Source organism: Pseudescherichia sp. L3, from assembly GCF_024656065.1.
GTDB lineage: Bacteria > Pseudomonadota > Gammaproteobacteria > Enterobacterales > Enterobacteriaceae > Pseudescherichia.
The window spans coordinates 2,057,017-2,070,276 of sequence record NZ_JANKYC010000001.1; the positions used below are offsets into that span (position 1 = coordinate 2,057,017).

General features: G+C 57.5%; 12 protein-coding genes. 7 read left to right on the forward strand and 5 right to left on the reverse strand.

Annotated features, from left to right (window positions below; all coding sequences use genetic code 11):
* Window positions 1-51 precede the first annotated feature (51 nt).
* Entirely contained in the window at window positions 52-912 is an 861-nt protein-coding gene (gene nfo, locus NR795_RS10065) for a deoxyribonuclease IV (RefSeq protein WP_222888350.1), read from the forward strand.
* 72 nt (window positions 913-984) lie between these two features.
* On the opposite strand, the gene fruA is transcribed toward nfo, so the two are convergent.
* From fruA to fruB, 3 genes are read right to left on the reverse strand one after another with little or no spacing between them, the layout of a single operon-like run.
* On the reverse strand, window positions 985-2,682 hold the full coding sequence (gene fruA / locus NR795_RS10070; protein WP_257758099.1) for a PTS fructose transporter subunit IIBC: 1,698 nt from the start codon (window positions 2,680-2,682) through the stop codon (window positions 985-987).
* Between the two features lie 15 nt (window positions 2,683-2,697).
* A complete protein-coding gene (fruK, locus tag NR795_RS10075; protein ID WP_144817081.1) occupies window positions 2,698-3,636 on the reverse strand; it encodes a 1-phosphofructokinase in 939 nt (312 codons plus the stop codon).
* Window positions 3,636-4,766, reverse strand: a complete 1,131-nt coding sequence (gene fruB, locus NR795_RS10080) for a fused PTS fructose transporter subunit IIA/HPr protein (RefSeq protein ID WP_238085213.1) — start codon at window positions 4,764-4,766, stop codon at window positions 3,636-3,638. The genes fruK and fruB overlap by 1 nt, the downstream gene beginning before the upstream one ends.
* Before the next feature lie 369 nt (window positions 4,767-5,135).
* Here fruB and setB point away from each other — a divergent pair, with 369 nt between their 5' ends.
* On the forward strand, window positions 5,136-6,317 hold the full coding sequence (gene setB / locus NR795_RS10085; RefSeq protein WP_144817076.1) for a sugar efflux transporter SetB: 1,182 nt from the start codon (window positions 5,136-5,138) through the stop codon (window positions 6,315-6,317).
* Here setB and NR795_RS10090 read toward each other — a convergent pair.
* The gene (locus NR795_RS10090; protein ID WP_257758103.1) at window positions 6,314-6,568 is read right to left on the reverse strand and encodes a YkgJ family cysteine cluster protein; all 255 of its coding nucleotides are present in this window, start codon (window positions 6,566-6,568) and stop codon (window positions 6,314-6,316) included. The genes setB and NR795_RS10090 overlap by 4 nt on opposite strands.
* A 168-nt stretch (window positions 6,569-6,736) precedes the next feature.
* Between NR795_RS10090 and yeiP the strand changes: the two genes are divergently transcribed.
* Complete coding sequence (gene yeiP, locus NR795_RS10095; RefSeq protein ID WP_042389687.1) at window positions 6,737-7,309, forward strand: elongation factor P-like protein YeiP; 573 nt, start codon at window positions 6,737-6,739, stop codon at window positions 7,307-7,309.
* Window positions 7,310-7,367: 58 nt separating this feature from the next.
* Here the strand turns inward: yeiP and uxuA are convergent, their stop codons facing one another.
* Complete coding sequence (gene uxuA, locus NR795_RS10100; protein ID WP_257758108.1) at window positions 7,368-8,558, reverse strand: mannonate dehydratase; 1,191 nt, start codon at window positions 8,556-8,558, stop codon at window positions 7,368-7,370.
* 209 nt (window positions 8,559-8,767) lie between these two features.
* Between uxuA and NR795_RS10105 the strand changes: the two genes are divergently transcribed.
* From NR795_RS10105 to mepS, 4 genes are all read left to right on the forward strand, one after another.
* Entirely contained in the window at window positions 8,768-10,234 is a 1,467-nt protein-coding gene (locus NR795_RS10105) for a mannitol dehydrogenase family protein (RefSeq protein WP_257758110.1), read from the forward strand.
* A 131-nt stretch (window positions 10,235-10,365) separates the two neighbouring features.
* Window positions 10,366-11,352 carry a GTP-binding protein gene (locus NR795_RS10110; protein WP_257758113.1) on the forward strand — a complete coding sequence of 329 codons (987 nt, stop codon included), beginning with the start codon at window positions 10,366-10,368 and terminating at the stop codon, window positions 11,350-11,352.
* Window positions 11,353-11,385: 33 nt separating this feature from the next.
* Window positions 11,386-12,099: a phosphatase PAP2 family protein gene (locus tag NR795_RS10115; RefSeq protein WP_257758119.1), complete on the forward strand. Its 714-nt coding sequence runs from the start codon at window positions 11,386-11,388 to the stop codon at window positions 12,097-12,099.
* A gap of 415 nt (window positions 12,100-12,514) precedes the next feature.
* Window positions 12,515-13,081 carry a bifunctional murein DD-endopeptidase/murein LD-carboxypeptidase gene (mepS, locus tag NR795_RS10120; RefSeq protein ID WP_042389677.1) on the forward strand — a complete coding sequence of 189 codons (567 nt, stop codon included), beginning with the start codon at window positions 12,515-12,517 and terminating at the stop codon, window positions 13,079-13,081.
* Window positions 13,082-13,260: the final 179 nt, after the last annotated feature.

Consider the following 13,260-nt stretch of genomic DNA (forward strand, 5'->3'; position numbering starts at 1 on the left):
CCGCTATCATATGCCCTGGCTTTTACCTGCGGGTTTTTACAGGAGTGGTACATGAAATTTATTGGCGCGCACGTGAGCGCGGCGGGCGGCGTGGCAAATGCCGCCGTACGTGCGGCAGAGATCGGGGCCACCGCCTTTGCCCTGTTTACCAAAAACCAGCGCCAGTGGCGGGCAGCGGCGCTCACTGGCGCGACCATCGATGAGTTTAAAGCGGCCTGTGAGAAACACCGCTTTGGTCCGGGCCAGATCCTGCCTCACGATAGCTATTTAATTAACCTCGGGCACCCGGTAGCCGAGGCGCTGGAGAAGTCGCGAGAAGCCTTTATTGATGAGATGCAGCGCTGCGAGCAGTTGGGGCTGACCCTGCTGAACTTCCACCCCGGTAGCCACCTGATGCAGATCCCGGAGGATGCGTGCCTGGCGCGCATCGCCGAGTCGATCAACATTGCGCTGGATAAAACCGAGGGCGTCACGGCGGTGATTGAAAACACCGCTGGCCAGGGCAGCAACCTCGGCTTTAAGTTTGAGCATCTGGCGGCGATTATCGACGGCGTGGAGGATAAATCCCGCGTCGGCGTCTGCATCGATACCTGTCACGCCTTTGCGGCAGGCTACGATCTGCGCGGCAGCGAAGCCTGTGAAAAAACCTTTGCCGAGTTTGAGCGCATCGTCGGTTTCCAGTATCTTCGGGGAATGCACCTCAACGACGCCAAAAGCGCCTTCGCCAGCCGCGTTGACCGCCATCACAGCCTGGGCGAAGGCAATATTGGCCACGCGGCTTTTAGCTGGATCATGCAGGATGCCCGCTTCGACGGTATTCCGCTGATCCTTGAGACCATTAACTCCGATATCTGGGGTGAAGAGATTGCGTGGCTGAAGGCGCAGCAGGTGCAGACAGCTACGATCGCGTAGGCCCGGTAAGCGTAGCGCCACCGGCCAAAAAAAAGGGCAGCCCGTGGGCTGCCCTTTTTGATCCAGCTCGCGTTACGCGGTTTTCACCGCCATCTCCGCTTCTGGACGCTTCAGGAAGGCGTAGGCCAGACCTGCCAGTAGCGTACCGGCAACGATTGCCACCAGGTAGCCCAGCACCGGCGTGATAGCACCCGGGATCAGCAGGACAAACAGGCCGCCGTGCGGGGCCATCAGCTTCGCGCCAATCGCCATGGAGATCGCCCCGGTCACCGCACCACCCACGATACAGCAGGGGATCACCCGCATAGGATCGCGTGCGGCAAACGGAATCGCCCCTTCAGAGATGAAGCACAGGCCCAGCACCAGCGCGGCTTTGCCACCCTCCTGCTGCCCTTTGTCGAACTTTTTACGCGCAACCAGGGTTGCGATACCCATCGCCAGCGGCGGCACCATGCCCGCAGCCATAATAGCGGCCATCGGGGCGTAGGTCTGGGTACTCAGCAGGCCAACGCCAAAGGCATAGGCCGCTTTGTTCACCGGACCGCCCATGTCGGTACACATCATGCCACCGAGGATCGCCCCCAGCAGGACCGCATTGGCCGTACCCATGGTTTGCAGCCAGTGGGTCAGGCCGGTCAGGATGCCCGCAACCGGTTTACCGATCAGGTAGATCATCGCCAGGCCAACCACCAGGCTGGAGAAGAGCGGAATGATCAGGATAGGCTTCAGCGCTTCCATGCTCGGCGGCAGCTTCAGCTTCTGGCTGATCGCCTTCGCCACGTAGCCTGCGAGGAAGCCCGCAATGATACCGCCGATAAAGCCAGAGCCGGTGCTGACGGCCAGCATACCGCCAATCAGGCCCGGGGTCAGACCCGGACGGTCAGCAATCGAGAACGCAATGTAACCTGCCAGCACCGGCACCATCAGGGCGAATGCTGAACCGCCGCCGATCTGCATCAGCGCAGCGGCCAGGGTATCAGGGGTTTTAAACGCTTCGATACCAAAGGCAAACGACAGAGCGATACAGAGACCGCCCGCCACCACCATCGGCAGCATATAGGAGACGCCAGTCAGCAGGTGACGGTATGCGCCCGCACCCTCTTTCTTCCCTTCCGTTGCCGCCTGGGCTTTGCCAGAGGGCTGATAAGGCCTGGCCTCCGCCTGGGCTTTATCCAGCTCCTGCGCGGTTTTCTTCAGCGCCAGCCCGGTGGTGGTGCGGTACATCGGCTTACCGGCAAATTTCGCCAGATCCACTTCGATATCTGCCGCCACGATCACCAGATCCGCCTCGGCCACCTCTTCCGGAGTGATGGCGTTGCCAGCCCCCACGGAGCCGCGGGTTTCAACCTTCACCTGCCAGCCGCGTTTTTTGGCCTCGGTTTCGATCGCTTCAGCTGCCATAAAGGTGTGTGCCACCCCGGTCGGGCAGGCGGTCACCGCCACGATGCGCTTCACGCCGCCGCTTGCTGCCGGAGCGGCAGCTGCCGCAGTGGCAACCGGTGCGCTGTAGACCGCAGCATGGCTTTTCGCCTCGCTGAGGAACAGCTCCGGGTGCGCAACAGCGCGGTTCACGTCGCCGAGCCACACTTTCTTGCCGGTCAGCGCGCTGTCGTTTGGCACGCTGGAGCCGAGCACGATCGCCAGCTCTGCTTCATTCGGGTTATCGATAAATTGCAGATTTGCTTTTTGTGCCGCCGCACCCAGCAGGGTTTTCGCCATGTAAGCGCGAGCCTGTCCAAGAGCGGAGTCAATAATCAGCAGCGTTTTCATTATGCTCTCCTGCTGTTAGTTAAAAGGTTTTAAGTCAACGCGCGCCATCATCGCGGCTAACTGGGTACGATCGGTAATGCCGACGTTACTCTGGCTCACGGCCAGCGCCGCGACAGCGGTCGCAAGGCGTAACGTATGCTCGCTGGACTCACGCATCAGCAGGCCGTAGATCAGCCCCCCAACCATCGAATCCCCGGCGCCAACGGTGCTTACCACCTCCATTGACGGCGGTTTGGCGATCCATTCGCCTGAAGCGTTAACCCACAGCGCCCCTTCTGCGCCCAGCGAGATCACCACGTGGGCAATTCCCTGCTCGCGAAGGGCATGAGCGGCTTCAATCACATCTTTCAGGTCGGGCAGCTTACGCCCGGCCCAGATCTCCAGCTCGCGGCGGTTCGGTTTTACCAGCCACGGCGCGGCCTTCAGCCCGGCGACCAGCGCCTCGCGGCTGCTGTCAAAGATGATGCACGGACACTGGCTGCGCAGACGCGTCATCCAGTCGGTGAACGCTTCCGGGCTAACGCCCGCCGGCAGGCTGCCGCTGACGCAGACCATGTCGAACTGGCCCAGCCAGCTCAGGGAGTCGGCGACAAAGCGTTCCCAGTCAGCCGGGGTCACTTCAAAACCGGAGAAGTTGAAATCGGTGACTTCGCTGTCTTTTTCGGTCAGCTTAACGTTGATGCGGGTACGGCCCTGCACCACCTGGAAACGGTTGGCGATCCCCAGCTCGCTGAACAGCTGCTGGAAGCCATCCTGGTTATCTTTGCCGAGGAAACCGCCGACGGTAACATCAATACCTAAGTCTTTAAGCACTTTGGCGACGTTGATCCCCTTACCTGCGGCGTGCAGGCCGGTGGTGCGCACGAGGTTGACTTCACCGCGTTCAATTTCCGGGGTAAACCCAACCAGGTCGTAGGCAGGGTTAAGGGTGATGGTGGCTACACGTCTGCTCATTATGCGCCCTCCCCCAGACCGGCTGCGATGGCGTCGCCAATCGCCTTCAGCGCCTGTTCAGCATCTTCCCCCTGAGCGGTAAAGCGCAGGCGGTGGCCTTTCTTGACGCCCAGCGCCACAACCTTCATCAGGCTGCGACCGTTGGCAGGTTTGCCGCTGCCGTCCAGGTTGGTGACGGTGACGTCGCTGTTAAACTGTTTAATGGTGTTGACCAGCATCGTTCCCGGACGGGCGTGCAGGCCATGCTCATTGCGTACCACAAACTCGGCGTTCAGCACGTCATCCTTCAGCGCGTCATCGCTGGTCAGCAGCGCCAGCAGCGTCGCTGCGTCAGCTGTCAGCAGACGGTCAGCTTTATTGGCCAGCAGCATGTCAGCCAGACGCTTCAGCACCGCTTCCGGGCCGCTGTCGGTCATGGCGACGCTGACCAGCAGCGCCGCGCGCTCGCCGTTCACGTCAAAGGCGTTTGCCGCCCGGCTGACGGCGATAGCGCTTTGCAGGTTGCCTTCGGCGCTGTCGTTCAGCCAGATCCCCTGGCCGAGGTTCAGCGGCTGTTCGCTGATGGCGCGGGTCACGAAGTTTACATCAACCGCCCCGGCCTCTTTCAGACGTCCGGCGTTCAGCGCCTGGAGCGTCACCAGATCGCTGGCCGCGACGTCGAGAGTCAGTGTTTCATTGTCCAGCTTCATGCCAGCGCTTTGCTTTTCACCCATCAGCAGGGCGCGCAGCTCTTCAGCGGTGGTAGCAGATTGCAGCTGGGCTGCGACGTCATCGTCGCTCAGAACGTGGGTCAGCTGGCGCAGCAGGCCCAAATGTTCGTCTGAGCTGGCAGCGATGCCGATAGCAACATAGGCCACCTGCCCTTCACCCCACAGAACACCCTGCGGGAACTGGTAGACCTGCACGCCGGTTTTCAGCACCTGGTCACGGGTGTCGGTGGTACCGTGCGGAATAGCGATGCCGTTGCCGAGAAAGGTCGACGTCTGCTGCTCACGGGCGAGCATGCCGGCCACGTAGCCGTCAGCCACGTTGCCCGCCTGCACCAGCGCGCCCGCGATCTGGCGAATCGCCTCTTCTTTATTACCGGCCTGCTGGCCCGGATGGATGTCCTGAACGGATAACTGGAACATGAATCTCCACTCCTGCTGAACTTGAATCGTTTCAGCTAGCTGGTGAAATGGAGCGTCACCGAGGCGAGAACGATCGCCGCGATGACGCTGAAACGTTTCACGAAGTCTTGCTCACACCGCTTCAGGGATCAAGGAAACTCTTAATCGAGGTGCAAAAATTTAGAACCAATGCACATTTCTTTAACGCCTGCCGACGCGCTGCTGAACTCAAAGCTGCTTTCGACGCTGTGTTTCAGCAACGTCAGCTTTAATGATAATTATTTCAAAATAGCGTTTTGATTTTTTGTGGCAAAACCCAGCTCGATGGCTGTCTATTTTTGCTCCAGCGGCGTAAACTCCGCGTCTCTCTACTCTAAACAATAGTAAAAGATGCAAACTTCCCCTGCTGACGCTGCCCACAGACCCGTTGATTTCACCTCTGCCGCGTTCCTGATCGTTGCCTTTTTAACCGGTATCGCCGGAGCGTTACAGACCCCGACCCTGAGCCTGTTTTTAACTAATGAGGTTCACGCTCGCCCGGCGATGGTGGGCTTCTTCTTCACCGGCAGCGCGGTGATCGGCATCCTGGTGAGCCAGTTCCTGGCCGGGCGATCCGACCGCAAAGGCAGCCGGAAAAACCTGATCGTCTTTTGCTGCCTGCTCGGCATGCTGGCCTGCGTGCTGTTTGCCTGGAACCGCAACTACTTTATTCTGCTGTTTATCGGGGTCTTTCTAAGCAGCTTCGGCTCTACCGCCAACCCGCAGATGTTCGCCCTCGCCCGCGAGCACGCTGACCAAACCGGTCGGGAAGCGGTGATGTTCAGCTCAATACTGCGCGCTCAGGTGTCACTCGCATGGGTCATCGGCCCACCGCTGGCCTACGCCCTGGCAATGGGGTTTGGCTTTACCGCCATGTACCTCAGTGCAGGGGTCGCTTTCATCGTCTGCGGCGTGATGGTCTGGCTCTTTCTGCCTACCATGCGCAAAGAGCCGCGCCTCGCCACCGGCGTGGTAGAAGCGCCGCGAACCAACCGTCGCGATGCTCTGCTGCTGTTTACTATCTGCACCCTGATGTGGGGCACCAACAGCCTGTACATTATCAATATGCCGCTGTTTATCATTGATGAGCTGCACCTGCCGGAGAAGCTTGCTGGGGTGATGATGGGCACCGCCGCCGGGTTGGAGATCCCAACGATGCTGATTGCGGGCTATTACGCAAAACGCTTCGGTAAACGTTTTCTGATGCGCATTGCGGTGGCGGGCGGCCTGCTGTTCTATATCGGGATGCTGACGGTGCATACCCCTGCCCTGCTGCTGGCCTTCCAGCTGCTGAACGCCATCTATATCGGCATTCTGGCGGGGATTGGCATGCTCTACTTCCAGGATCTGATGCCGGGCCAGGCGGGGGCAGCCACCACGCTCTATACCAATACCACGCGCGTAGGCTGGATCATCGCCGGTTCGCTGGCAGGGGTGGTGGCAGAGCTCTGGAACTACCACGCCGTATTCTGGTTCGCGCTGGTCATGGTGCTGATCGCCGCCGTCTGCCTGGCGCGGATCAAGGACGTTTAGGGCGCGGTTGCCGCTTCGAGCTGAAGCAGCCAGGTTATCGCCGCGTCGCGGCTGGTAAGGCACATCTCCTGGGACGGCTGCAGGCCGGAGCAGACCTTCGGGCGCAGGGGCGAGCCAAAGATGTTGCAGAGGTTATCCGCTGAGAGCTGAACGCAGCGCGTGTTGGCCGGTTTGCCGTTGGGCATCCCAGGAATAGGACTACTGATTGACGGGGCGGTACAGCAGGCTCCGCAGTCCGGGCGACACTCCATAAACGGCTCTCTTTTAGCGAACGATCGCGCAGCAAATGCCGACCTTTTGCCGCACGCTAACACTTTTTGTAGTCAAGATGCAAAACCTGGCGAAGAGGCTTGCCAACTGCGCCCCTCGCGAGTACTTTGTCGCGATATTTTTTCCACTTTTCCCGCACAGGATCCATCATGGCAAGAGCGAACGAAATTAAAAAAGGTATGGTATTAAATTACAACGGCAAGCTGCTGATTGTTAAAAATATCGATATTCAATCCCCCAGCGCCCGCGGTGCAGCCACCCTCTATAAAATGCGCTTCGCCGACGTCCGTACCGGGATGAAAGTGGAAGAGCGCTTCAAGGGCGATGATATCGTGGATACCGTGACCCTGACCCGTCGCTTCGTTGACTTCTCCTACGTGGACGGCAATGAGTACGTCTTTATGGATAAAGAGGATTACACCCCGTATATCTTCACCAAAGAGCAGATTGAAGAAGAGCTGCAGTTTATTCCAGAAGGCGGTATGCCGGATATGCAGGTTCTGACGTGGGATGGTCAGCTGCTGGCACTGGAGCTGCCGCAGACGGTGGATCTGGAGATTGTGGAGACCGCACCGGGCATCAAAGGCGCATCGGCCAGCTCACGCACCAAGCCGGCGACCCTGAGCACCGGTCTGGTGATCCAGGTACCTGAATACCTGACCACCGGCGAGAAGATCCGCATTCATATCGAAGAGAGCCGCTACATGGGCCGTGCAGATTAAAGCTCCATAAGCATTATAAAAGCCGGGTAGCGCTACGCTTACCCGGCCTACGTCAGACTTATAATAAATCGCGGAACATCACCTGCTTCAGCGCCAGCTCTACGCCGCGCACTTCCGCCATTCCCTTCAAGCGACCAATCGCCGAATAGCCCGGGTTGGTTTTCTTACGCAGATCGTCAAGCATCTGATGACCGTGATCCGGACGGAACGGGATCGGACGCAGGTCGCCCGCCTGTTTGCGGCGCTGCTCTTCGGTCAAAATTGCTTTCACTACCGACACCATATCCACGTCGCCCTGCAGATGCGCCGCCTCGTGGAAGGTTTTTGGGTTCTCTTCCCGACAGGTTGAACGCAGGTGGGTGAAGTGAATGCGATCGCCGAAGGTTTCTACCATCTTCACCAGATCGTTATCGGCGCGGACGCCATAGGAGCCGGTGCACATGGTGAAGCCGTTATTAATGCTGTCGACGGTCTCTTTCAGCCACTGCATATCTTCAATGGTAGAAACAATGCGCGGCAGACCGAGGATCGGGCGCGGCGGATCGTCCGGGTGTACCGCCAGGCGCACGCCAGCTTCTTCTGCCACTGGAACAATGGCCCGCAGAAAGACGGCCATGTTTTCCCGCAGCTGCGCTTTATTGATGCCGTCATACTCCGCCAGGCGAGCGCGGAACTGATCGAGGGTGTAGCCCTCTTCCGCTCCCGGCAGGCCGGCAATGATATTGCGGGTCAGTTTGTCGATCTCCGCCTCGCTGGCGTTATCGAACCAGGCTTTAGCCTGGCGCTGCTCCTCGTCGCTGTAGTCCGCTTCCGCACCGTTGCGCTTCAGCACGTGCAGCTCAAAGGCGGCAAAGGCGATCTGGTCGAAACGCAGGGCTTTGGAGCCGTCCGGCAGCTCATACTCCAGATCGGTACGCGTCCAGTCGAGGATCGGCATAAAGTTGTAGCAAACGGTATCGATACCGCAGGCCGCAAGGTTACGGATGCTCTGCTGATAGTTGGCAATCCAGGTATCAACCTGACCGCTGTGGGTTTTGATCTCTTCATGCACCGGGATGCTCTCAACCACCGACCAGGTTAACCCTTTTTCGGCCAGCAGCGCCTGGCGCTGTTTGATCTCTTCCACCGGCCAGACCTGACCGTTGGGAATATGGTGCAGCGCAGTGACTACGCCCGTTGCGCCTGCCTGACGCACATCATCAAGAGAAACCGGATCGTTCGGACCGTACCAACGCCAGGTGTGTTCCATCGCCTAACCCTCAAATAAAGTTGTTATACCAATATGGCTCATACAGATGACGACTACCATACATGTTTCCCAACCAGGGTCAATTGGTGCCCCTGCTTTGATTGATCCAGCTCACGTTCCGCAGATATTTGAGGCACACCAATTTAATTTGCTGTCATATAACTTTACACTGCATCTTGTTAATTATTAGTTAATCAGGTGTGTTGGTCATGAAAAATATTGCCTCAGTTGCCCTCGCGGACAGCGTTCAACGGCCAGGGTACGATCGTCAGGCGCTGCGCTCGCGTATTGTCCATTTTGGATTTGGCGCTTTTCACCGCGCCCACCAGGCACTGCTAACCGATCGGGTGCTGAACGCCCGGGGCGGCGACTGGGGGATCTGTGAGATCAGCCTGTTTAGCGGTGACGCCTTAATGACCCAGCTTCGTGAGCAGGATCATTTGTTTACCGTGCTGGAGAAAGGTGCAGAAGGCAACCAGGCCATTATTGTTGGCGCGGTAAAAGAGTGCCTTAACGCTAAACTCGATTCGCTGGCAGCCATTATTGAGAAATTTTGCGAGCCGCAGGTCGCCATTGTCTCCCTGACCATCACCGAGAAAGGCTACTGCATCGATCCGGCTACCGGCAAACTGGATACCCGCAACGAGCGCATCATGCACGATCTGCAGAACCCACAGGCGCCGCACTCTGCGCCGGGCATTCTGGTTGAAGCCCTCTCCCGCCGCCGTGAGCGGGGCCTGCCGCCCTTTAGCGTTCTCTCCTGCGACAACATTCCCGACAATGGCCACGTAGTCAAAAACGCCGTGCTGGGGATGGCGCAGCAGCGATCCGCCGAGCTGGCAGAGTGGATTGGCGAGCAGGTGAGCTTCCCGGGCACGATGGTCGATCGCATTGTGCCGGCGGCCACCGACGCCTCGCTGGCCGAGATTGCCGAGGTGCTGGGGGTAGAAGATCCCTGCGCCATCAGCTGTGAGCCGTTTATCCAGTGGGTGATTGAAGATAACTTCGTCGCCGGGCGTCCTGAGTGGGAAGCCGCAGGGGTGCAGATGGTAGAGGATGTTCTGCCCTGGGAGCAGATGAAGCTGCGGATGCTCAACGGCAGCCACTCCTTTTTAGCTTACCTCGGCTACCTGGCTGGCTTTGCCCACATCAACGACTGTATGGCCGACGCGCATTTCCGTGCCGCCGCCCGACGTCTGATGCTGGACGAGCAGGCACCCACGCTGCGCATTACCGGCGTCGATCTCACTGACTATGCCGAGAGCCTGCTGGCGCGCTTTGCCAACCCGGCGCTGCAGCACCGCACCTGGCAGATTGCAATGGACGGTAGCCAAAAGCTCCCCCAGCGCATGCTGGAGAGTATTCGCCTCCATCTGACGCGTGGAACCCCATGGCCGCTGCTGGCCCTGGGCGTCGCAGGCTGGATGCGCTACGTCAGCGGCGTTGATGACGCGGGCAATGCGATTGATGTGCGCGATCCGCTGGCGGACACCTTCCGTGAGAAAGTCGCTCAGAGCAGCGAGCACGAGCGCGTTGCCGCCCTGCTCTCTCTTAGCGAAATCTTTGGCAACGACCTGCCGCAAAACCCGGCTTTTGTCTCCGGCATTGAAGCCGCCTGGCAGCGCATTGCCACCCAGGGCGCGCATCAGGCGGTGATCTCCACGCTACAGAGTTAACCTTTCCTGCGTTTACCGCGGACGGAAAATGCTGCCGTCCGCGTTCACCCTTCTCTTTTCACTCTTTTTTCGCCAGGATGATGGCATCGTTTTGACGCCCCTTATCGGGCGGGACTATTTCTGGAGTGAATGTGACTAAGACCAATTTAATTACCGGCTTCCTGGGCACCGGCAAAACCACCTCTATATTGCATCTGCTGGCGAATAAGCCCGAGGGCGAAAAGTGGGCCGTGCTGGTCAATGAATTTGGTGAGGTCGGCATTGACGGCGCGCTGATGGCAGAAAGCGGCGCCTTGCTCAAAGAGATCCCTGGCGGCTGCATGTGCTGCGTCAACGGTCTGCCGATGCAGGTGGGGCTGAATACGCTGCTGCGCCAGGGCAAACCCGATCGCCTGCTGATTGAGCCCACCGGCCTCGGCCATCCGAAGCAGATCCTTGATATCCTGACGGCTGAAGTATATGAGCCGTGGATCGACCTGCGCGCCACCCTCTGCCTGCTTGACCCGCGCCAGCTGCTGAATGAAAAAGCGGTCAGCAATGAGAACTTCCGCGATCAGCTGGCAGCGGCAGATATCATCGTGGCGAATAAAAGCGATCGTGCGACCCCTGAGAGCGAAGCGGCGCTGGCCCAGTGGTGGCAGCAGTTCGGCGGCGACCGCCAGCTGCTGAACGCGACCCAGGGCGAAATCGACCCGGCGCTGCTGGATCTGCCTCGCCGTAACCGTCGCGCGCTGCCCACCAGCGCCGGGCACAACCATAGCCACGCGGAGAAAAAGGGGTTGGCGGCGCTGAACCTGCCCGCCCACCAGCGCTGGCGTCGCAGTCTCAATAGTGGTCAGGGCCATCAGGCCTGCGGGTGGATTTTTGATGCCGAAACGCAGTTTGATACCGTGGGCATTCTGGAGTGGGCGCGCCTGGCCCCGGTTGGACGGGTTAAAGGCGTGATGCGCATTGCCGAAGGTCTGGTGCGTATCAATCGCCAGGGGGACGATTTTCATATCGAGACGCAAAGCGTTGCGCCGCCGGACAGCCGTATTGAGCTGATTGCAGAAGGTGATGTGGACTGGAATGCGCTTCAGTCCGCTCTGTTGAAGCTTCGTTTAGCGGAAAGCGATTAACGTTGCGGCTTTAGAATCTGCCGTGATGGAATAATGAAAAATCGACTGCCACTTATAGTATTGCTTAACATTGCCGGGCTGGCCCTGTTCTTATCCTGGTACCTGCCCGCTAATCATGGCGCGTGGTTTACGCTGGACTCTGCAATTTTTCATTTTTTCAACCATCTGCTGGTGGAGAGCCGCGCCTTTCTGTGGCTAGTGGCCATCACCAACAACCGGGCCTTTGACGCCTGCTCGCTGCTGGCCATGGGCTGCGTCATGCTCGCGTTCTGGCTAAAAGCCGACAGCGTAGGCCGTCAACGTATTGTGGCTATCGGCCTGACGATGCTGCTGGCGGCGCTGATCGTGAACCAGCTGGCGCAGCACCTCTATCCGGTTAAACGCGCCAGCCCTACCCTCTATTTCAGCGATATCTGGCGCGTCAGCGAACTGTCAAACCTCTCCACCAAAGATGCCTCTAAAGACAGTTTCCCTGGCGATCACGGCATGATGCTGCTTATTTTTTCCACATTTATGTGGCGCTATTTTGGCTGCAAAACCTTCATCGTTGCCCTGATTATTTTTGTGGTTTTTGCCTTTCCACGGGTAATGATTGGTGCGCACTGGTTTAGCGATATCGCCGTTGGCTCCCTTTCTGCGGCGCTTATTGGCCTGCCGTGGATCGTGCTTACACCGTTAAGTGACAAAGTCATTTCACGCTTTAACCATTATCTGCCTAATAAAAACATACAATTTAATAACATTTAAAAAAATATTATTAACACCAGACATCAGGGATTCATTAGGATCCCTGACACAAATTTTTACTTCTCGCCGCAATTTGTCATCAAACTGTCATTTAATTTTGTTTACAAATTAGTAAGTTGAATGGTTTTTAAGGGAAATTGAACACTTTTTACCCAAATCATTTTTTTCACTTTGTCTATCATAATTTCTTATAAAAAATCCTATAAAACTACTCGCAATGGGGGATACGATCGGGTAATCTCGATGACGTTTCGCCTTACAGAGATAAATATTCCCGCTGTAAATTAATTTGTGCGTTTCTCCACAGATTTGACCAAGAGGAATTGTCTCTCAGTGCGCAAGTAATTAGTCTCGTCACGTTTGGCATTTTATAACGATTATTTATCGTTAAGGACTTCAAGGGAAAATAAGCAACATGGTCAAATCTCAACCGTTCCTGAGATATCTCTGGCGGGCTATCCCCGCGATTGCAGTAGCGGCACTGCTTTCAGCTTGTTCGACAAATACCGCAAAGAATATGCACCCTGAGACGCATGTTGTGGGCATGGAAGATGCCTCTTCACTGCAAGCCTCTCAGGATGAATTTGAAAGTATGGTTCGTAATCTCGACGTCAAATCGCGAATTATGGATCAATACGCCAGCTGGAAAGGCGTGCGTTACCGTCTTGGCGGTGATACCAAACGTGGTATTGACTGCTCTGGTTTCGTACAGCGCACCTTCCGTGAACAGTTTGGCTTAGAGCTGCCGCGTTCGACCTACGAACAGCAGGAGATGGGTAAATCGGTTTCACGCACTAGCCTGCGTACCGGCGACCTGGTTCTCTTCCGCGCTGGCTCTACCGGCCGCCACGTTGGCATCTATATCGGTAACAACCAGTTTGTGCATGCGTCCACCAGCAGCGGTGTGATGATCTCCAATATGGACGAGCCATACTGGAAGAAGCGCTACAATGAAGCGCGCCGCGTTTTAGCTCGCAGCTAATGAGTCCGCGGCACTTTTTCCGGGATCGGTTTTCCCTTGGCCGGTATCGCGAAAAGATAATAAAAGAAAGCGTTGCTACGGCAGCGCTTTTTTTTGGTCTGTTGCCAGGCAAATTCTACCCAGTGTGGTAGCGCGCGAATGATATTCACAATATCCTCAAGGTCACCTATCATTCACTG

Bases quoted from the DNA above. Each gene is read 5' to 3' on its own strand.
- nfo (WP_222888350.1), top strand. From the start codon at position 52: ATGAAATTTATTGGCGCGCACGTGAGCGCGGCGGGCGGCGTGGCAAAT.
- fruA (WP_257758099.1), bottom strand. From the start codon at position 2,682: ATGAAAACGCTGCTGATTATTGACTCCGCTCTTGGACAGGCTCGCGCT.
- fruK (WP_144817081.1), bottom strand. From the start codon at position 3,636: ATGAGCAGACGTGTAGCCACCATCACCCTTAACCCTGCCTACGACCTG.
- fruB (WP_238085213.1), bottom strand. From the start codon at position 4,766: ATGTTCCAGTTATCCGTTCAGGACATCCATCCGGGCCAGCAGGCCGGT.
- setB (WP_144817076.1), top strand. From the start codon at position 5,136: ATGCAAACTTCCCCTGCTGACGCTGCCCACAGACCCGTTGATTTCACC.
- NR795_RS10090 (WP_257758103.1), bottom strand. From the start codon at position 6,568: ATGGAGTGTCGCCCGGACTGCGGAGCCTGCTGTACCGCCCCGTCAATC.
- yeiP (WP_042389687.1), top strand. From the start codon at position 6,737: ATGGCAAGAGCGAACGAAATTAAAAAAGGTATGGTATTAAATTACAAC.
- uxuA (WP_257758108.1), bottom strand. From the start codon at position 8,558: ATGGAACACACCTGGCGTTGGTACGGTCCGAACGATCCGGTTTCTCTT.
- NR795_RS10105 (WP_257758110.1), top strand. From the start codon at position 8,768: ATGAAAAATATTGCCTCAGTTGCCCTCGCGGACAGCGTTCAACGGCCA.
- NR795_RS10115 (WP_257758119.1), top strand. From the start codon at position 11,386: ATGAAAAATCGACTGCCACTTATAGTATTGCTTAACATTGCCGGGCTG.
- mepS (WP_042389677.1), top strand. From the start codon at position 12,515: ATGGTCAAATCTCAACCGTTCCTGAGATATCTCTGGCGGGCTATCCCC.